Origin of the sequence: Rhizobium phaseoli (assembly GCF_001664385.1) — a bacterium.
Classification (GTDB): Bacteria; Pseudomonadota; Alphaproteobacteria; order Rhizobiales; family Rhizobiaceae; genus Rhizobium; species Rhizobium phaseoli.
In genome coordinates, this window is record NZ_CP013532.1 from 2,044,651 (window position 1) to 2,062,911 (window position 18,261).

The window sequence follows — 18,261 nt, forward strand, 5'->3', positions numbered from 1 at the left end:
CCGTGGCTTTATCAGGCGACACCGCGGCGGGCCGGCTGGCGATCATCGCCGGCGGCGGCCTTCTGCCTTCCTATGTTGCGGAAGCCGCACGCGCAGCGGGCGAAAATCCTGTGATCGTTGCCCTGAAGGACGAAAGCGACCGACCTTGGGAAGGCTACGACCATGCCATTATCGGCATCGGCGATTTCGCCGCCCTCGATGGTCTTCTCAACCGTTATGGGATCGGCCGCGTGGTGATGTCGGGCAGCGTGCGCCGCCGGCCGGAGTGGCGCGAGGTGCGTCCGACGCTGCGCATTCTGATGAAGGTGCCGGCCGCGATCCGCACCCTGCTCTCCGGCGGCGACGATACGGTCCTGCAGATGGTGATCCGGCTGATCGAGGGAAACGGCCGGCGCGTCGTCGGCGCCCATGAGATCGCCCCCGACCTTTTGGCTTCAGTCGGTCCGCTCGGCGCCGTAGCACCCGGCGAGGACGATCGGCGCGATATCAACCGTGCCGCCGAAGCCGCCGAGACGCTCGGCCGGCTGGATGTCGGGCAGGGCGCCGTCAGCATCGGCGGGCGCATTGTCGCGCTTGAAGGTCTTGAGGGCACCGATGAGATGCTTGACCGCGTCGCGGGTCTCCGAGCCGCTGGCCGCATCTCGGCGCGCCGCCGCGGCGTGCTCGTCAAGCTCTGCAAGCCGCAGCAAGATGTTCGCGCCGACTTGCCGGCGATCGGCCTATCCACGGTGCTGAACGCCGGCAAAGCCGGCCTCGCCGGCATAGCCGTCGAAGCCGGCCGTTCGCTGGTCCTCGATCGTGCCGCCGTCATCCGCGCCGCCGACGGGGCCGGGCTTTTCGTTTGCGGCCTTGACCGCGACCTGCCGGGACGGGGGCTGGAATGAACAGCGCGCCGCTGAAGATTGCCGTCATTGCCGGTGAGGTGTCAGGCGATCTTCTCGGCGCCGACCTCATCGCCGCGCTGAAGCGAATCCATGGCGGACCGGTGGAACTTGTCGGCGTCGGCGGGGAGGGGCTGCAGGCGGAGGGCCTGCGATCCCTGTTCGATTTCTCCGAGCTATCGATCATGGGCATCACCCAGGTGCTGAGCCGGCTGCCGAAACTGTTTGGCCTGATCCGCCGGACGACGGCGGAAATCATCGCCGCACGGCCTGATATTCTGCTCATCATCGACAGCCCGGATTTTACCCATCGCGTGGCAAAACGTGTCCGCACGGCGCTGCCGGATTTGCCCGTCGTCAATTATGTCTGTCCGAGTGTCTGGGCCTGGAAGGAATATCGCGCCAAGCGCATGCTTGCCTATGTCGATCACGTTCTCGCCGTCCTGCCCTTCGAACCGGCGACAATGCAGCGCCTCGACGGACCCGCAACCACCTATGTGGGGCATCGCCTGACCGCCGACCCTGCGCTCCGTGAGACCCGACGCCTGCGCGCCGGAAGACGGCCCGGCAACGGCACAATTCTGCTTCTCCCCGGCTCACGTTCCTCGGAAATCCAGAAGCTGCTGCCACATTTCGAGGTGGCGGTAAGCGAACTTGTCGCCCGTAATGGGCCGATGCGCTTTATCCTGCCGACGATGAGACACAAGGAAGGGCTTGTGCGCGAATTGACGGCGAAATGGGCCGTCATGCCGGAGATTGTGGTCGGCGCAGAGGCAAAGTGGAAGGCTTTCGTCGAGGCCGATGCAGCCATGGCGGCATCCGGAACCGTCATCCTCGAACTGGCGCTTGCCGACGTTCCCGTCGTCTCCGCCTACAAGGTCGACTGGATCATGCGGCTGCTGACATCGGGCATCAAGACCTGGACGGGCGCGCTCCCCAACCTGATTGCCGATTACGCGGTCGTTCCGGAATATCTGAACGATATCGTTCGCGGTGCAAGCCTCGCCCGTTGGATGGAAAGGCTGTCGGCCGACACTTACCAGCTCAAGGCGATGAAGGAAGGCTATGAGCTGATCTGGCAGCGCATGCAGACCGAAAAGCCGCCGGGCGAACATGCCGCCGAAATTCTTCTCGACGTGCTGAAAAAGAAAAAACCCGGTCGTTTATGACCGGGTTTTCGTTTGAGCCGATTGGTCTGAAGCGATCAGCGCTTCGAAACCGGGATGTAGTCGCGCTTCGGTTCGCCGACATAGAGCTGGCGCGGACGGCCGATGCGCTGCTCCGGATCCTCGATCATCTCGTTCCACTGCGCGATCCAGCCGACGGTGCGGGCGAGCGCGAAGAGCACGGTGAACATGGTCGTGGGGAAGCCCAGCGCCTTCAGGGTGATGCCGGAATAGAAGTCGATGTTCGGATAGAGCTTCTTCTCGATGAAATATTCGTCGGTGAGCGCGATGCGCTCCAGCTCCATTGCCACTTCGAGCAGCGGATCGTCCTTGATGCCGAGTTCGCCGAGCACTTCATGCGTCGTTTTCTGCATGATCTTGGCGCGCGGATCGTAGTTCTTGTAGACGCGGTGACCGAAGCCCATCAGGCGGAACGGATCGTTCTTGTCCTTGGCGCGGGCGATATATTCCGGGATGTGGTCGACCGTGCCGATTTCGGTCAGCATGTTGAGCGCCGCTTCGTTGGCGCCGCCATGTGCCGGGCCCCAGAGGCAGGCAATGCCGGCCGCGATGCAGGCGAAGGGATTGGCGCCCGACGAACCGGCAAGGCGGACGGTCGAGGTCGATGCGTTCTGCTCGTGATCGGCATGCAGAATGAAGATGCGGTCCATGGCGCGGGCAAGCACCGGATTGACCACGTATTCTTCGCAGGGAACGGCAAAGCACATGCGCAGGAAGTTCGACGCATAGTCGAGGTCATTCTTCGGGTAAACGAAGGGCTGGCCAATGTGATACTTATAGGCCATGGCGGCCAGCGTCGGCATCTTGGCGATCATGCGCAGGCTGGCGACCATGCGCTGGTGCGGATCGGTGATATCGGTCGAGTCGTGATAGAAGGCCGACAGCGCGCCGACGCAGCCGCACATGACGGCCATCGGATGCGCATCGCGGCGGAAGCCGGTGAAGAAGCGGCTCATCTGTTCGTGCACCATGGTGTGATGCGTGACGCGATAGTCGAAGTCCTTCTTCTGGGCAGCCGTCGGCAGTTCGCCGTAGAGCAGGAGGTAGCAGACCTCGAGGAAGTCGCCATGTTCGGCGAGCTGCTCGATCGGGTAGCCGCGGTGCAGCAACACACCTTCGTCGCCATCGATATAGGTGATTTTCGATTCACAGGATGCGGTCGAGGTGAAGCCCGGATCATAAGTGAAGGAAGCGGTGTTCTTGTAGAGGGCACCGATATCGATGACGCTTGGACCGATCGTGCCGCTTTTGACGGCGAGGTCGACCGATTTGTCACCGATTTTTATTGTTGCGCTTTGATCCGTCATGCTGATCCTCCGAAATGTCGGTGGCGCCACAAAAGCGCCATAGGGGTTAAGCGTCCTCACCGATAGCTATATGATCGCGAAGCTAATGCCAAGTTACCGTGACGGCATTTTGTGCATTGCGGCATCACCTTTTAGGCACTGCAGCGATGAGCCGCACGCATAGCGGAAACCGATGATTCGACTGGTCTTTTCCCATTTGCGATTTTCCCTCGCATTTCAATCGATTATGCTTGCCGGATTTGCCCGGAGGTTGCATTCTGAATGCCTGGGCAAGGTGACTTCGGGCCGCGCATGCAGGAATTGACAACAGTCGAATTGCGGCCGCAAGCGGGCGTCGGTCTTGCCGATCCCGCGGATTTTCCCGCCCCCGCCGCGGGGACGCGTCCGGCAAGAACTCAGTCGGCGATGTCAGTGCGCCACCGGCTGCCGGCGGCAATGGCACAATCGCTGCGTGCCGGCGGCCGGATGCTGAGCGAGGAGGTCGACCACGGGCGTCTGCTCCTGTTCTCGCCGGTCTTCCTCGGCGCCGGCGCGGCATTTTGGTTTCTTGCTGCAACGGATGTTCCTCTCGTTCCATCGTTGCTCTGCCTGTCGGTGTTGATGCTTGCGGGGCTGGTCGCCGGCCGCAGCCGGCCGGCCTTGCGGGCGATGTTCCTGGCGCTTGCCCTGGTGGCCTGCGGCATGCTCTGCGCGCAGCTCGAAAGCTGGCGGGCCTCGACGGTCATCCTCGATTCATCCGTGACGACGACGGTGACCGGCCGCGTCGAGCGGCGCGAAGGCGACGACCGCGGGCGGTGGCGCTATATTCTTGCCGTCACCGGCACCGAGGCACCGGAGGTGAAGCGGCCGCCGCGGCGCATAACAGTAATCGCCCGCGGTGCCGATATGCCTTTCGAGATCGGCGACATCATCACCGGCCGAGCGCGGTTGACGCCGCCGGCAGGACCGGCGCTTCCTGGCCTCAACGACTTTTCATTCGGTGCCTATTTCGATGGCATCGGCGCCAACGGCTTCTTCTACCGTGCCCCTGAGAAGGTCGATTTGCAGGCAGGCCCGCCGGCTGTGACATCGACGTCCGACGCTCTGCTCGAATGGCTTTACCGGTTGCGCAGCGGTATCGGCGATCGCATACGCTCGATGCTGCCCGGCGACACAGGCGCTTTTGCCGCCGCACTGGTGACTGACGAGCGGCGCGCTATCTCGAAGGAAACGACGGAGGCGCTGCGCCAGTCCGGCCTTGCTCATATCGTCGCGATCTCCGGCCTCAACATGGCGCTGTCGGCCGGCATTTTCTTCGTCGGCTTCCGGATGCTGCTCAGCCTCTTTCCTGGTGTCGCTCAAGCCTATCCGACAAAGAAGATCGCCGCCGCGGGCGCGCTCATCGCCGTCACGGCCTACTTCCTGATCTCGGGATTCGGCGTCTCGGCCGAACGCGCCTTCATCATGATGGCGATCATGCTGATTGCCGTCTTCTTCGATCGGCCGTCGATCAGCCTGCGCAATGTCGTTCTCTCGGCGCTGGTCATCATCGCCATTTCACCCTCCGAGGTCTTGGGGCCAAGCTTTCAGATGTCCTTTGCCGCGACTTTGGCGCTGGTATCGGGTTATCAGCTATGGAAGGACCGGCGCATCCGGGAAAACCCGTTGCTGAAGCTGCCGCTCCTGCGGCCGGTTGCGGCGGTCGCCGGTTTCTTCGGCGGCGTCTTCCTGACTTCGCTGATCGGCGGATTTTCGACGGCGCTGTTTTCGATCGAGCATTTTCATCGACTGACCGCTTATGGTCTGCCGGCAAATCTTGCGACGATGCCGATCATCTCTTTCATCGTCATGCCGGCCGGGCTGCTGGCCATGTTGCTCATGCCGTTCGGTCTGGACGCTCCGCTCTGGACGGTGGTCGGCTTCGGCCTCGATCTGGTGATCGCGGTTGCCAAGACGGTGTCCGGCTGGGGCGGTGATATCGGCTTCGGCCGCTTGCCCGGCTGGTATTTCGTCGTGGCCGTGGCAGGCTTTCTGCTGCTGACGCTGCTTCGCACCCGGTTACGCCACGCCGGCACATCGATCCTCGCCGTTGCGACGCTCATCCTGCTCATTCTGCCGGGATCCCCGCCGCCGGATCTGGTGATTTCCGAGGATGGTGGTCTCGTAGGGCTCGTCGCGGCGACGGCAATGGCTTCAAACCGCGAAAACCCGCCGGACTTCATCTTTGACCAGTGGCAGAGAGCGCTGGTCCTGCCGACGCATCACCCGCCGAAAATGCTGGATGGCCCTGCCATCCCGCCGCAGGGCGAGGACCGCCGCGTCAAGCTTTCGCGCGATCAGCAGAATGAAGCGAGGACGGCAATGGTGGCCGCCGCAGCCGGCGGTGAGGCAAATCGGTTTTCCTGCGTCAAGAAAGCCTGGTGTATCGCCAGGCTCGGCAATGGCCATGTCGTCGCGGTCATCGACAATGCCGCCTATCTCGGCCCGGCCTGCGACGCCGGCGAGATCGTTGTGACCTCCGTGCGCCTGCGTTTCGACCGTTGCCGATCGGGTGCGACCCTCTTCACCGGCGAGACGCTGCGCAGGACCGGTTCCGTCGAATTGCGTTTTGTGCAGACGGGACACGAGATTGCAACCGCATTCGACGCCTTATCACGTCCATGGATGCGCCATCGCGCCTATGATTGGCGCAAGGACAGTTTTACCGAAGCCGCCCCGTCTGCTGTCAGTGATAACGGCGAATGAGGCCGACCAACTTGCCCTGCACCTTGACTCGGTCGGGTCCGAAAATGCGGGTCTCGTAAGCCGGGTTGGCGGCTTCGAGGGCAATCGAGGCACCCTTGCGGCGAAAGCGCTTCAGCGTCGCTTCCTCGTCGTCGACGAGGGCAACGACGATATCGCCGGGACTTGCGGTACTGCCGTTGCGGATGATCACTGTGTCGCCGTCGAAGATACCGGCGTCAATCATCGAATCGCCCTTGACCTCCAGCGCGTAATGCTCGCCCGAGCCGAGCATATCTGCAGGGACGACGATGTCGTGCGTATTGTTCTGGATTGCCGAGATCGGAACACCGGCGGCAATCCTGCCCATGACCGGCACGGAGACGGAGTTGCCGTTGTCGGCAATCGGCTTTGCGGCAGCGGGGGCGGCGACCGCCGGGGGCTTGCCGAGGCTGCCTTCGATGACGCTCGGCGAAAAACCGCGGCGCGGCTGAAGACTGGGGCTATAGGCTTCCGGCAGCTTGATCACCTCCAGCGCCCGGGCCCGGTTCGGTAGGCGGCGAATGAAACCGCGTTCCTCGAGCGCCGTGATCAGACGATGGATGCCGGATTTCGAGGCGAGATCCAGGGCATCCTTCATCTCGTCGAAAGAGGGGGGAACGCCCGATTCCTTCATGCGCTCATGAATGAATAGGAGAAGCTCCTGTTGTTTGCGCGTGAGCATCGACGTCAGACCCCGTGATTGAAACAAATCCAGAACAGACACTATATGTTCCATATGTGTTCCGCAAGTAGCTAAATTTCCGTAAAACTTCGCACCAACTCGTTGAGATTTTTATTTTCATTCGCCGGATTGGCACACATGTCTTGCATTGGGGGGAGTGCTGTCGCACATCTCTTGACGTGTCAGGAGGGATATCATGAGCGCACATTCCGCTAAGCCGCATCCGCTGGATCACGTCGTACTCCCGGTCGTCGATATCGAGCTGGCGCGCGAAAGGCTAGGCAAACTCGGCTTCACCGTCGCCGCCGATGCGCGTCATCCCTTCGGAACGGAGAATGCCTGCGTCTTCTTCGCAGACAAGACCTATATCGAGCCGCTCGGGGTGGCGAGCGTCGAGGAGAGCGAGACAGCGGCCCGCCAGGGCAATGTCTTCATCGCCCGCAATCGCGCCTTCCGCTTCCGCTGCGGCGAGGAGGGACTTTCGGCGCTGGCCTTTCTCACCGAGGATGCCGGCCTCGATCATCGGCGATTCGTCGGCAGCGGCGCGAGTGCCGGCGAGATGTTGCAGTTCAGCAGGCCGCTGCGGATGCCGGACGGTTCGGAAAGCGTCGGCAGCTTCAAACTGGCCTTCTCAGGAGATCTGCGCGCTCCCGACTTCTTTCTCTTTACCTGTCAGCGCATCAATGCCTTCCCCGCCGATCGCGCCGCGCTGGAGACACATGCCAATGGCGTGACTGGCATTGCCGAAATCGCGGTTTGTACGCCGGACCCGGCGGCATTTTCCGCCTTCGTTGGTCTTGCGGTCGGGCAAACGGCAGTAGAGAAAACCGGTTTCGGCGTGGAGATCGCGGCCTCGAATGCCAAGATCAGCCTGATGACGCCGGAAGGGCTGGAGGCTTATTTCGAGCTTGTCGTTTCCGCTGCCGATCGTGGCCTGCGCGGTCAGGCAATCCTTTTCAACGTCGCCGATCTTGCCGTGACAGAAGCGCATTTGGCTGCTAACGGAGTGACATACACACGCAAGAACAATCGCATTCTGGTGAAGCCCACGCCCGGGCAGGGCGCGCTTTTTGCCTTCGAGGAACCACGATGAGCACTGATACCAATTCCGAGGTCAAGATCGGCGAAGGCGAAGGCCAGGTCACCTTTTCCAATACCGGCCGCCTGTCGCTGATTGCCGGCCCCTGCCAGATGGAGAGCCGCGATCACGCCTTCATGGTCGCCGGCACGCTGAAGGAGCTCTGCGCAAAACTCGGCATCGGCCTCGTTTATAAGAGTTCTTTCGACAAGGCGAACCGCACCTCGCTCTCGGCCGAGCGCGGCATCGGGCTTGAAAAGGGCATGGAGGTCTTCGCCGACCTGAAGAAGGAATTCGGCTTTCCCGTCCTGACCGACGTCCACACGGCCGAGCAATGCGCCGAGGTGGCTGAGGTGATCGACGTTCTGCAGATCCCCGCCTTCCTCTGCCGCCAGACGGATCTTCTGATCGCCGCCGCCAAGACCGGCCGCGTCGTCAACGTCAAGAAGGGCCAGTTCCTCGCCCCCTGGGATATGAAGAACGTCCTGAAGAAGCTCAATGCCAGCGGCAATGCCAACGTGCTGCTGTGCGAGCGCGGCGCCTCCTTCGGCTACAATACGCTGGTTTCCGACATGCGCTCGCTGCCGATCATGGCGGCGATGGGCGCGCCGGTCATTTTCGATGCGACCCATTCCGTCGCCCAGCCCGGCGGGCAGGGCGAATCCTCGGGCGGTCAGCGCGAATTCGTAGAGACGCTGGCGCGCGCAGCCGTGGCGACGGGTATTGCCGGCGTCTTCCTCGAAACCCACCAGGACCCAGACAACGCACCGTCCGACGGCCCGAACATGGTCTATCTCAAAGACATGCCGCGGCTGCTTGAGAAATTGCTTGCATTTGACGCGGTCGCCAAGGCCTGACGTTCAACAGGTTGACATGATCGTCGTTTAGGCCACGTCGGGACGCCGGTTCGAAGGCTGGAAATTGCGGCATTGTAATTTGCACGCCTTCGATTATGACAGGCTTCGAACGATTGATCACCCACCGAGCAGGAAGAACCCATGACTGCAATCACCGATATCATCGCCCGCGAGATTCTCGATAGCCGTGGCAACCCCACCGTCGAAGTCGATGTCTATCTCGAAGACGGCAGCATGGGCCGCGCGGCCGTTCCCTCGGGCGCTTCGACCGGCGCTCATGAGGCGGTCGAGCTGCGCGACGGCGGCAAGCGCTACCTTGGCAAGGGCGTCGAGAAGGCGGTCGAGGCCGCCAACACCGAGATCTTCGACGCGATCGGCGGTATCGACGCCGAAAACCAGATCCAGATCGACAACATCATGATCGAACTGGACGGCACGCCGAACAAGTCGCGTCTCGGCGCCAACGCTATCCTCGGCGTGTCGCTTGCCGTCGCCAAGGCGGCCGCCCAGGCCTCCGGCCTGCCGCTCTACCGTTATGTCGGCGGCGCTTCGGCGAGCCTCTTGCCGGTGCCGATGATGAACATCATCAATGGCGGCGCCCATGCCGACAATCCGATCGACTTCCAGGAATTCATGATCCTGCCGGTCGGCGCCGATACGATCGCCGAAGCCGTGCGCATGGGGTCGGAAGTCTTCCATACGCTGCGCAAGGAACTTGCAGCCCAGGGCCACAACACCAATGTCGGCGACGAAGGCGGTTTCGCACCGGGCCTGAAGAGCGCTTCGGAAGCCCTGGACTTCATCGTCAAGTCGGTTGAGAAAGCCGGCTACAAGCCGGGTGAGGATATTTACCTCGGCCTCGACTGCGCCTCGACGGAATTCTTCAAGGACGGCAAATACGTCCTCGAAGGTGAAGGTCGCACGCTCGAATCGGGCGCCATGGCCGAATATCTGGCCGAACTCGCCGCCAAGTACCCAATCATCTCGATCGAGGACGGCATGGCCGAAGACGACTGGGACGGCTGGAAGGCACTGACCGATCTGGCCGGCAAGAAGATCCAGCTCGTCGGCGACGATCTCTTCGTCACCAACTCCGCCCGTCTTCGCGACGGCATCCGCATGGGTGTCGCCAACTCGATCCTGGTCAAGGTCAACCAGATCGGTTCGCTGACGGAAACGCTCGATGCGGTCAATACGGCGCACAAGGCGGCCTACACCGCCGTCATGTCCCACCGCTCCGGCGAGACCGAGGATTCGACGATTGCCGATCTCGCGGTTGCCACCAACTGCGGCCAGATCAAGACCGGTTCGCTGTCGCGTTCTGACCGCCTCGCCAAGTACAACCAGCTGATCCGCATCGAGGAAGGCCTCGGGCCCCAGGCCCAGTATGCCGGCCGCTCGATCATCCGCGGCTGATCGGATCTGACGTCAACGGCTTAACCCGCGCCCTCCCGGCGCGGGTTTTTTATTGCCTGATTTTTACGGTCAACGAACGGTTAATCTCTGCGCATTATGCTGAACGAATTGGTAATGCGTTCAAGAGCATACGTCTATGTGGACAAAGCATCATAAGAAGAGAAAGCTCGGCCGCTTCGTCATTCCGGCCATGACGGTCGCCTTCCTTTCCTATTTCGGCTATCATTGCATTCATGGCGATTATGGGTTGCGGGCGACGGAGACGTTCGAGCGTCAGCGCGTCGCGCGCGAAAAAGAGCTTGCGGTATTGAAGGCGAAGCGCGAACATCTGGAAAGTCAGGTCGCGCTCCTCAGTGACGGTTCGCTCGACAAGGATATGCTGGACGAAAAGGCGCGCTATCAGCTGAATATGTCGCGCGCCGACGAGATCGTCATATTCAATCATTATTCCAATTAACCGAAATTCGGTTAATTGGAATTACTGACGTGTTTCCAATAGTTTAGTGCCGAATACGAGCCATGCAATTATGGCATTGCTGTGGTCATATTTCTTCCCTATGGTACGCGCCATCGAGAAACGACAAACCCATAGGGAGGGTTGAATGGCGCCGCGAAAGACCGCGACCGTTTCCAGCCGCAAAACTGCAGCAAAACCAGCAGCCAAAGCATCGAATGGAGGCCCGGTAGCCGACTTCGATCGGGATGAGGAACTCAAGGCCTATCGCGAGATGCTACTGATCCGCCGCTTCGAGGAGAAGGCCGGTCAGCTTTACGGCATGGGCTTCATCGGCGGCTTTTGCCATCTCTACATCGGCCAGGAAGCTGTCGTCGTCGGCATGCAGATGGCGCAGAAGGAAGGCGACCAAGTCATCACCGCCTATCGCGACCACGGCCACATGCTGGCAACCGGCATGGAAGCGCGCGGCGTCATGGCGGAACTGACCGGGCGCCGCAGCGGCTATTCCCACGGGAAGGGCGGCTCGATGCATATGTTCTCGAAAGAGAAGCACTTCTACGGCGGTCACGGCATCGTCGGCGCCCAGGTTTCGCTCGGAACCGGTCTCGCCTTTGCCAATCATTACCGCGGCAACGGCAATGTCTCGATCGCCTATTTCGGCGACGGCGCCGCCAACCAGGGCCAGGTCTACGAGAGCTTCAACATGGCGGCTCTCTGGAAGCTGCCGATCGTCTATATCGTCGAGAACAACCGCTACGCCATGGGCACGTCGACGGCCCGCGCCACCGCGCAATCGAACTACTCGCTGCGCGGATCCGGCTTCGGCATCCCCGGCATCCAGGTCGACGGCATGGATGTACGCGCCGTCAAGGCGGCCGCCGACGAGGCGCTTGAACATTGCCGCTCCGGCAAGGGCCCGATCATCCTCGAAATGCTGACCTATCGCTACCGCGGCCACTCCATGTCGGACCCGGCGAAGTACCGCACGAAGGAAGAAGTGCAGAAGATGCGCTCCGAGCAGGACCCGATCGAGCAGGTCAAGGCGCGCCTCATCGAAAAGGGTTGGGCCTCCGAAGACGATCTGAAGGCGATCGACAAGGATGTCCGCGACATCGTCGCTGACAGCGCCGATTTCGCCCAGGCCGATCCGGAGCCGGATGCATCCGAGCTCTACACCGACATTCTGCTCTAATCGGGGGAGGGAACCCATGCCTATCGATATCCTCATGCCCGCCCTCTCCCCGACGATGGAAGAAGGCACTCTGTCCAAATGGCTGAAGCAGGAAGGTGACAAGGTCACCTCCGGCGACGTAATTGCCGAAATCGAAACCGACAAGGCGACGATGGAAGTCGAAGCCGTCGACGAAGGCATCATCGGCAAGCTGCTCGTCGATGCCGGCACCGAAGGCGTCAAGGTCAACACCAAGATCGCCGTGCTGCTGCAGGATGGCGAATCGGCCGACGCGATTTCAACCGCTCCTGCTGCTGCCCAGCCGGCTCCGGTCGCAGCTCCGCAGGTTGCCCAGGAAGAAAAGCCGACAAATACCGGTTCGGCCGCCGCTCCCGTTCCCGCCGAGCCGAAGGCTGCCGTGCCGAACGACCCGGAAATCCCGGCTGGCACCGAAATGGTGTCGATGACTGTGCGCGAAGCGCTGCGCGACGCCATGGCCGAAGAAATGCGCGCCAGTGACGACGTCTTCGTCATGGGCGAGGAGGTCGCCGAATATCAGGGCGCCTACAAGGTCACGCAAGGCCTGCTGCAGGAATTCGGCCCCCGCCGCGTCATCGATACGCCGATTACCGAACACGGCTTTGCCGGTGTCGGCGTTGGCGCCGCCATGGCAGGCCTTCGCCCGATCGTCGAATTCATGACCTTCAACTTCGCCATGCAGGCGATCGACCACATCATCAACTCGGCCGCCAAGACGCTCTATATGTCCGGCGGCCAGATGGGCGCTCCGATCGTCTTCCGCGGCCCGAACGGTGCTGCTGCCCGCGTCGGCGCCCAGCACAGCCAGGATTACGCCGCCTGGTACAGCGCGATCCCCGGCCTGAAGGTCGTCATGCCCTACACGGCATCCGACGCCAAGGGCCTGCTGAAGGCGGCGATCCGCGATCCGAACCCGGTGATCTTCCTTGAGAACGAAATTCTCTACGGCCAGCATTTTGATGTGCCGAAGCTCGATAATTTCGTCCTGCCGATCGGCAAGGCCCGCATCCATCGTTCGGGCAAGGATGCCACGGTCGTCTCCTTCGGCATCGGCATGACCTATGCGACGAAGGCGGTTGCCGAACTCGAAAAGATCGGCATCGACGTCGAACTGATCGACCTTCGCACCATCCGCCCGATGGATCTTCCGACGGTCATCGAATCGGTCAAGAAGACCGGCCGCCTGGTCACCGTCGAGGAAGGTTATCCGCAGTCTTCCGTCGGTACCGAAATCGCCACCCGCGTCATGCAGCAGGCCTTCGACTATCTCGATGCGCCGATCCTGACGATTGCGGGCAAGGACGTGCCGATGCCTTACGCCGCCAATCTCGAAAAGCTGGCGCTTCCGAACGTCGGCGAAGTCGTCGATGCGGTGAAGGCTGTTTGCTACAAATAAGGGGTCGGGTGATGGCCGTGATGAAAGATGTCAGGCGCATTGCTTGGTCGATCTATTGGAAGTTGGTTTTACTCAGCGCCATCTGCGGTTTTGTTGCCGGTGCAGCTTTTGGGTTCGTTTTAGGGGTTGCTGGTGGGATTGCCGGCATACCTCGGGAGACGATGACTCCGTTTCTGCAATGGAGTGGTGCTATTAGCGGTCTGATCGCAAGTTTTTTTGTGTTCAACTTTATTTTGGCACGCACAATTGGAAAGTCGATTGGCGGGCGGCAGCTTGAACTCGCCGTTGCCGGTTCGCTCAGGGAGGGCCACTAATATGCCGATCAATATCACGATGCCCGCCCTCTCTCCGACCATGGAAGAAGGCAATCTGGCCAAGTGGCTGGTCAAGGAAGGCGATACGGTCAAGTCAGGCGATGTGATCGCCGAGATCGAGACTGACAAAGCGACGATGGAAGTCGAAGCTGTCGATGAAGGCACCGTCGCCAAGCTCGTCGTTGCCGCCGGCACCGAAGGTGTCAAGGTCAACGCGCTGATCGCCGTTCTCGCCGCCGATGGCGAGGATGTCGCAGCCGCCGCAGGCGGTGCGGGTTCGCCCGCTCCGGCAAAGGCTGAAGCCGCACCGGCGCCGAAGGCCGAGGCTGCGCCGGCGAAGGCTGAGGCGGCTCCGGCTGCTGCGCCCGCTGCCGCATCCGCGGCAGTTTCTGCAGGCGGCAACCGCACCTTCTCTTCGCCGCTTGCCCGCAGGCTCGCGCGGGAAGCCGGCATCGACCTTTCGGCGGTTGCAGGCTCCGGCCCGCATGGTCGCGTCGTCAAGAGCGATGTCGAAGCCGCCGTTGCCGGCGGCGGTGCAAAAGCTGCCGCCGCGCCGGCCGCTGCTGCTCCGCAGGCTGCCGCAGCTCCGGCTCCGGCCGCCGCAGCGCCGAAGGGCGCTTCCGAGGACGCCGTACTCAAGCTCTTCGAGCCGGGCTCCTACGAGCTCGTGCCGCATGACGGCATGCGCAAGACGATCGCCCGGCGCCTGGTCGAATCCAAGCAGACGATCCCGCATTTCTACGTCAGCGTCGATTGCGAGCTCGATGCGCTGATGGCGCTGCGCGCCCAGCTGAACGATGCGGCTCCCCGCAAGGACGGCGCTCCGGCCTACAAGCTTTCGGTCAACGACATGGTCATCAAGGCCATGGCGCTGGCGCTGCGGGACGTTCCCGATGCCAACGTCTCCTGGACCGAGACCAACATGGTCAAGCACAAGCACGCCGATGTCGGCGTCGCCGTCTCGATCCCCGGCGGCCTGATCACCCCGATCATCCGCAAGGCCGAGCAGAAGACGCTGTCTGTCATCTCCAACGAGATGCGCGACCTCGGCAAGCGGGCCAAGGACCGCAAGCTGAAGCCCGAAGAATATCAGGGCGGCACCAGTTCGGTCTCCAACATGGGCATGATGGGCGTCAAGAACTTTGCCGCCGTCGTCAACCCGCCGCATGCGACGATCCTCGCGGTCGGCGCCGGCGAGCAGCGGGTCGTCGTCAAGAACGGCGAAATGGCGATCGCTACGGTCATGAGCGTCACGCTGTCGACCGACCATCGCTGCGTCGACGGCGCGCTCGGCGCCGAGCTGCTCCAGGCCTTCAAGGGCTACATCGAAAACCCGATGGGCATGCTTGTCTAAGCGCTAAGCGGAGGCGGAAATGACCAAGACCGTTCTTTGCTATGGCGACTCGCTGACCTGGGGTTATGACGCCGAGACGATCGGCCGTCATGAGTACAAGAATCGCTGGCCGAGCGTGCTTCAGGCAGCGCTCGGCAGCGAGGCGCGCGTCATTGCCGAAGGGCTGAACGGTCGTACCACCGCTTTCGACGATCACCTCGCCGATTGCGACCGCAACGGCGCGCGCGTTCTGCCGACGATCCTGCAAACGCATGCGCCGCTCGACCTCGTCATCCTCCTGCTCGGCACCAACGACATGAAGCCGGTCGTGGCGGGTTCGGCCTTTGCCGCCTGCCAGGGCATCAGCCGGCTCGTACGGCTGATCCGCAATCATGCCTGGCCCTTCGAGTTCGACGGGCCGGAAATCCTGATCGTGGCGCCACCGGCGATCTGCGCGACGGGCAATGTGCCTTTTGCCGCATCTTTTCCTGGCGGCATCGAGGAATCGGCCAAGCTTGCAACACTCTACCGTGACCTTGCCGACGAACTCGGCTGCGGCTTCTTCGACGGCAATTCCGTCGCCAAGACCACGCCGATCGACGGCATTCATCTCGATGCGGAAAACACGCGTGCGCTCGGACGCGGGCTGGAATCGATCGTGCGGATGATGCTGGGGATTTGAGGAAATGACCGCCTTCATCGCGCTGCGGCAGGCCTCACGGCGGGATGCCTCGGAGCTAGCGATTCTGGCGGATATCGCATCGCATGGGTTTGCCTCCTGGCTCTGGTTCGCCGATGTGGCGAACGGCATAAGCGACACGCCTTTGGAGCGGGGGCGGCTGAAAATGAGTGAGGAAGAAGCCGTTGGCGGCTGGCGGGATGCCGTCATCGCCGAGGCTTATGGCGAAGTTGCAGGTGTGGCGATCGGCCATGCGCTGGATGAGGGCATAGGCGATATCGAGGCGACGATCCCGGCGACAGAGCCGATGCTCGCCTTGCAGAAGACGGTGGTGGGAAGCTGGTTCATCGGCAGTCTCGGCGTCTATCGCCATCTGCGCGGCATCGGCATCGGACGCAGACTGCTGGAGGATCAGATCGACAGGGCCGATCTCCGGTCTGTCAGTCTCATTACCGCAAGTGATAACGAGGCGGCTCTGTCGCTTTATGGAAGAAACGGATTCTCGGAGGCTGCGCGCGCTGATGCCGTGCCGCTCTTCGAAAACAGCAAGAGACACGCGTGGGTGCTCATGACCCGCAGCGCAGCGTAAACAAAGGGCAGGACACACATGGCTGAATCCTACGACGTCATCATCATCGGCTCCGGCCCGGGCGGCTATGTCGCCGCCATCCGCGCCAGCCAGCTCGGCCTCAAGACGGCGATCGTCGAGCGCGAGCATATGGGTGGCATCTGCCTGAACTGGGGCTGCATCCCGACGAAGGCGCTGCTGCGCTCGGCCGAGGTGCTGGATCACGCCAACCACTTCAAGGATTTCGGCCTCGTTCTCGAAGGTTCGGTTAAGCCGGACGCCAAGGCCGTCGTCGGCCGCTCGCGCGCCGTCTCCGCCCGGCTGAATGCCGGCGTCGGCTTCCTGATGAAGAAGAACAAGATCGACATCATCTGGGGCGAGGGAAAGATCACCAAGCCCGGCGAGATCGTCGTCGGCAAGTCGTCGAAGCCGGTCGTCGAGCCGCAGCATCCGCTGCCGAAGAACGTCAAGGGCGAGGGCACTTATACCGCCAAGCACATCATCGTCGCGACCGGCGCCCGCCCACGAGCACTGCCCGGCATCGAGCCCGATGGCAAGCTGATCTGGACCTATTTCGAGGCACTGAAGCCGGACGCGCTGCCGAAGTCGCTGATCGTCATGGGATCGGGCGCGATCGGCATCGAATTCGCCAGCTTCTATCGCTCGATGGGCGTCGACGTCACGGTCGTCGAAGTGATGCCGACGATCATGCCGGTCGAGGATGCCGAAATCACCGCCATCGCCCGCAAGCAGCTGGAAAAGCGCGGCCTGAAGATCTTCACCAGCGCCAAGGTCACGAAGGTCGAAAAGGGTGCCGGCAGCATCACCGCCCATGTCGAGACGTCAGACGGCAAGGTGCAGCAGATCACCGCCGACCGGATGATTTCGGCCGTCGGCGTTCAGGGCAACATCGAAAATCTCGGCCTCGAGGCGCTCGGCATCAAGACCGACCGCGGCTGCGTCGTCGCCGACGGTTACGGCAAGACCAATGTCGCCGGCATCTATGCGATCGGCGATGTCGCCGGCCCGCCGATGCTGGCGCACAAGGCCGAGCATGAGGGTGTGGTCTGCGTCGAAAAGATCGCCGGCCTGCCGAATGTGCACCCGACCGACAAGGGCAAGGTCCCGGGCTGCACCTATTGCAACCCGCAGGTCGCCTCCGTCGGTCTCACCGAAGCCAAGGCCAAGGAACTGGGCCGTGACATCCGCGTCGGCCGCTTCTCCTTCGCCGCCAACGGCAAAGCGATCGCGCTTGGTGAAGACCAGGGCATGGTGAAGGTGATCTTCGACAAGAAGACCGGCGAGCTGCTCGGCGCCCATATGGTCGGCGCCGAAGTCACCGAGCTCATCCAGGGCTTTGTCGTCGCGATGAACCTTGAGACGACCGAGGAAGAGCTGATGCACACGATCTTCCCGCATCCGACCGTCTCCGAAACGATGAAGGAAGCGGTGCTCGATGCCTATGGCCGTGTGCTGAACGCTTGATAATTTCCGGGGCCGCCCTCTTTGTCCGGGGTGGAAATTTACTCCAGGAGTGGAAATCCACTCCAGGAGCGGAAAGCCACTCCGGGGTGGAAAAGATGAAAGGAAGTTATCATGTCTATGGAGACGCAGGCGTTGCTGGTGTTTTTGCTGATCGGCCTGGTGGCAGGCTTCCTCGCTAGCCTCGTCGTCGGTGGCGGCGGCCTGATCCGATGCCTGCTCAGCGGCATCATCGGTGCCTTCGTCGGCGGTTATCTGTTCAGCGCGCTCGGGATTTCGCTGGGCATTGACAACGCGCTGGTCGTGCAGATCATCCACGCCACCGTCGGCGCCATCATCGTGGTGCTGATCGCCAGGGCGGTCGCTTAAGGGGTAGGGCAGGCATGGAAGGCGTGGGCTGGATTTCGGCAATCATCATCGGCGGCCTTGCAGGCTGGCTCGCCGGCAAGCTGATGGAGGCGCGATATGGGATTTTCCTGAACATCGTGCTCGGCATCGTCGGCTCGGTTGTCGCCACCGCCATCCTCGCCCAGTTCCATGTCCAGCTCGCCGGCGGACGGCTCGGTTATTTCGTCACGGGTTTCCTTGGCGCCTGCCTGCTGATATTCCTTGCGCGGCTGGTGCGGCGCTAGATCAAGAGATGATGCCGCTTTAAGGGCGACGGAAAGCTGA

At 62.1% G+C, this 18,261-nt stretch carries 18 protein-coding genes; 16 read left to right on the forward strand and 2 right to left on the reverse strand.

Features of this window, described 5'->3' with window-relative positions:
- Positions 1–2: 2 nt before the first annotated feature.
- Positions 3–884 carry an LpxI family protein gene (locus AMC88_RS10040; protein WP_012483677.1) on the forward strand — a complete coding sequence of 294 codons (882 nt, stop codon included), beginning with the start codon at positions 3–5 and terminating at the stop codon, positions 882–884.
- Positions 881–2,050, forward strand: a complete 1,170-nt coding sequence (gene lpxB / locus AMC88_RS10045) for a lipid-A-disaccharide synthase (protein WP_012483678.1) — start codon at positions 881–883, stop codon at positions 2,048–2,050. Before AMC88_RS10040 ends, lpxB begins: the two co-directional genes overlap by 4 nt.
- Positions 2,051–2,085: 35 nt before the next feature.
- On the opposite strand, the gene gltA is transcribed toward lpxB, so the two are convergent.
- Positions 2,086–3,375 carry a citrate synthase gene (gltA, locus tag AMC88_RS10050; protein ID WP_004678636.1) on the reverse strand — a complete coding sequence of 430 codons (1,290 nt, stop codon included), beginning with the start codon at positions 3,373–3,375 and terminating at the stop codon, positions 2,086–2,088.
- Positions 3,376–3,666: 291 nt separating this feature from the next.
- Here gltA and AMC88_RS10055 point away from each other — a divergent pair, with 291 nt between their 5' ends.
- Positions 3,667–6,099 (forward strand): ComEC/Rec2 family competence protein, encoded by a 2,433-nt coding sequence (locus AMC88_RS10055; RefSeq protein ID WP_170960063.1) that lies wholly within the window; start codon positions 3,667–3,669, stop codon positions 6,097–6,099.
- Here the strand turns inward: AMC88_RS10055 and lexA are convergent.
- The gene (lexA, locus tag AMC88_RS10060; RefSeq protein ID WP_012483680.1) at positions 6,080–6,799 is read right to left on the reverse strand and encodes a transcriptional repressor LexA; all 720 of its coding nucleotides are present in this window, start codon (positions 6,797–6,799) and stop codon (positions 6,080–6,082) included. The two genes, AMC88_RS10055 and lexA, sit on opposite strands and share 20 nt — an antisense overlap.
- A 196-nt stretch (positions 6,800–6,995) precedes the next feature.
- On the opposite strand from lexA, the gene AMC88_RS10065 reads away from it, so the two are divergent.
- From AMC88_RS10065 to AMC88_RS10125, 13 genes are all read left to right on the forward strand, one after another.
- Complete coding sequence (locus tag AMC88_RS10065) at positions 6,996–7,892, forward strand: VOC family protein (RefSeq protein ID WP_012483681.1); 897 nt, start codon at positions 6,996–6,998, stop codon at positions 7,890–7,892.
- Positions 7,889–8,734 (forward strand): 3-deoxy-8-phosphooctulonate synthase, encoded by an 846-nt coding sequence (gene kdsA / locus AMC88_RS10070; RefSeq protein ID WP_012483682.1) that lies wholly within the window; start codon positions 7,889–7,891, stop codon positions 8,732–8,734. The genes AMC88_RS10065 and kdsA overlap by 4 nt, the downstream gene beginning before the upstream one ends.
- A 141-nt stretch (positions 8,735–8,875) precedes the next feature.
- Entirely contained in the window at positions 8,876–10,150 is a 1,275-nt protein-coding gene (gene eno / locus AMC88_RS10075) for a phosphopyruvate hydratase (protein WP_004678645.1), read from the forward strand.
- A gap of 136 nt (positions 10,151–10,286) precedes the next feature.
- Complete coding sequence (locus AMC88_RS10080; protein ID WP_012483683.1) at positions 10,287–10,607, forward strand: FtsB family cell division protein; 321 nt, start codon at positions 10,287–10,289, stop codon at positions 10,605–10,607.
- 145 nt (positions 10,608–10,752) lie between these two features.
- On the forward strand, positions 10,753–11,799 hold the full coding sequence (gene pdhA, locus AMC88_RS10085; protein WP_012483684.1) for a pyruvate dehydrogenase (acetyl-transferring) E1 component subunit alpha: 1,047 nt from the start codon (positions 10,753–10,755) through the stop codon (positions 11,797–11,799).
- A 16-nt stretch (positions 11,800–11,815) separates the two neighbouring features.
- Positions 11,816–13,213 carry a pyruvate dehydrogenase complex E1 component subunit beta gene (locus AMC88_RS10090; protein ID WP_010023483.1) on the forward strand — a complete coding sequence of 466 codons (1,398 nt, stop codon included), beginning with the start codon at positions 11,816–11,818 and terminating at the stop codon, positions 13,211–13,213.
- 11 nt (positions 13,214–13,224) lie between these two features.
- Positions 13,225–13,527, forward strand: coding sequence for a hypothetical protein (locus AMC88_RS10095; RefSeq protein ID WP_064825201.1), 303 nt, complete (start codon positions 13,225–13,227; stop codon positions 13,525–13,527).
- 1 nt (position 13,528) lies between these two features.
- Positions 13,529–14,881 carry a pyruvate dehydrogenase complex dihydrolipoamide acetyltransferase gene (locus AMC88_RS10100; protein WP_012483685.1) on the forward strand — a complete coding sequence of 451 codons (1,353 nt, stop codon included), beginning with the start codon at positions 13,529–13,531 and terminating at the stop codon, positions 14,879–14,881.
- Positions 14,882–14,900: 19 nt separating this feature from the next.
- Positions 14,901–15,542 carry an SGNH/GDSL hydrolase family protein gene (locus tag AMC88_RS10105; protein ID WP_012483686.1) on the forward strand — a complete coding sequence of 214 codons (642 nt, stop codon included), beginning with the start codon at positions 14,901–14,903 and terminating at the stop codon, positions 15,540–15,542.
- Between the two features lie 4 nt (positions 15,543–15,546).
- Complete coding sequence (locus tag AMC88_RS10110; protein ID WP_012483687.1) at positions 15,547–16,128, forward strand: GNAT family N-acetyltransferase; 582 nt, start codon at positions 15,547–15,549, stop codon at positions 16,126–16,128.
- 18 nt (positions 16,129–16,146) lie between these two features.
- Positions 16,147–17,592, forward strand: coding sequence for a dihydrolipoyl dehydrogenase (gene lpdA / locus AMC88_RS10115; protein ID WP_064825202.1), 1,446 nt, complete (start codon positions 16,147–16,149; stop codon positions 17,590–17,592).
- Positions 17,593–17,703: 111 nt separating this feature from the next.
- Positions 17,704–17,958: a GlsB/YeaQ/YmgE family stress response membrane protein gene (locus AMC88_RS10120; protein WP_003573335.1), complete on the forward strand. Its 255-nt coding sequence runs from the start codon at positions 17,704–17,706 to the stop codon at positions 17,956–17,958.
- Between the two features lie 14 nt (positions 17,959–17,972).
- Positions 17,973–18,221: a GlsB/YeaQ/YmgE family stress response membrane protein gene (locus tag AMC88_RS10125; RefSeq protein ID WP_012483689.1), complete on the forward strand. Its 249-nt coding sequence runs from the start codon at positions 17,973–17,975 to the stop codon at positions 18,219–18,221.
- Positions 18,222–18,261 lie beyond the last annotated feature (40 nt).

Bases quoted from the DNA above. Each gene is read 5' to 3' on its own strand.
- lpxB (WP_012483678.1), top strand. From the start codon at position 881: ATGAACAGCGCGCCGCTGAAGATTGCCGTCATTGCCGGTGAGGTGTCA.
- gltA (WP_004678636.1), bottom strand. From the start codon at position 3,375: ATGACGGATCAAAGCGCAACAATAAAAATCGGTGACAAATCGGTCGAC.
- AMC88_RS10055 (WP_170960063.1), top strand. From the start codon at position 3,667: ATGCAGGAATTGACAACAGTCGAATTGCGGCCGCAAGCGGGCGTCGGT.
- lexA (WP_012483680.1), bottom strand. From the start codon at position 6,799: ATGCTCACGCGCAAACAACAGGAGCTTCTCCTATTCATTCATGAGCGC.
- AMC88_RS10065 (WP_012483681.1), top strand. From the start codon at position 6,996: ATGAGCGCACATTCCGCTAAGCCGCATCCGCTGGATCACGTCGTACTC.
- kdsA (WP_012483682.1), top strand. From the start codon at position 7,889: ATGAGCACTGATACCAATTCCGAGGTCAAGATCGGCGAAGGCGAAGGC.
- eno (WP_004678645.1), top strand. From the start codon at position 8,876: ATGACTGCAATCACCGATATCATCGCCCGCGAGATTCTCGATAGCCGT.
- AMC88_RS10080 (WP_012483683.1), top strand. From the start codon at position 10,287: ATGTGGACAAAGCATCATAAGAAGAGAAAGCTCGGCCGCTTCGTCATT.
- pdhA (WP_012483684.1), top strand. From the start codon at position 10,753: ATGGCGCCGCGAAAGACCGCGACCGTTTCCAGCCGCAAAACTGCAGCA.
- AMC88_RS10090 (WP_010023483.1), top strand. From the start codon at position 11,816: ATGCCTATCGATATCCTCATGCCCGCCCTCTCCCCGACGATGGAAGAA.
- AMC88_RS10095 (WP_064825201.1), top strand. From the start codon at position 13,225: ATGGCCGTGATGAAAGATGTCAGGCGCATTGCTTGGTCGATCTATTGG.
- AMC88_RS10100 (WP_012483685.1), top strand. From the start codon at position 13,529: ATGCCGATCAATATCACGATGCCCGCCCTCTCTCCGACCATGGAAGAA.
- AMC88_RS10105 (WP_012483686.1), top strand. From the start codon at position 14,901: ATGACCAAGACCGTTCTTTGCTATGGCGACTCGCTGACCTGGGGTTAT.
- AMC88_RS10110 (WP_012483687.1), top strand. From the start codon at position 15,547: ATGACCGCCTTCATCGCGCTGCGGCAGGCCTCACGGCGGGATGCCTCG.
- lpdA (WP_064825202.1), top strand. From the start codon at position 16,147: ATGGCTGAATCCTACGACGTCATCATCATCGGCTCCGGCCCGGGCGGC.
- AMC88_RS10120 (WP_003573335.1), top strand. From the start codon at position 17,704: ATGTCTATGGAGACGCAGGCGTTGCTGGTGTTTTTGCTGATCGGCCTG.
- AMC88_RS10125 (WP_012483689.1), top strand. From the start codon at position 17,973: ATGGAAGGCGTGGGCTGGATTTCGGCAATCATCATCGGCGGCCTTGCA.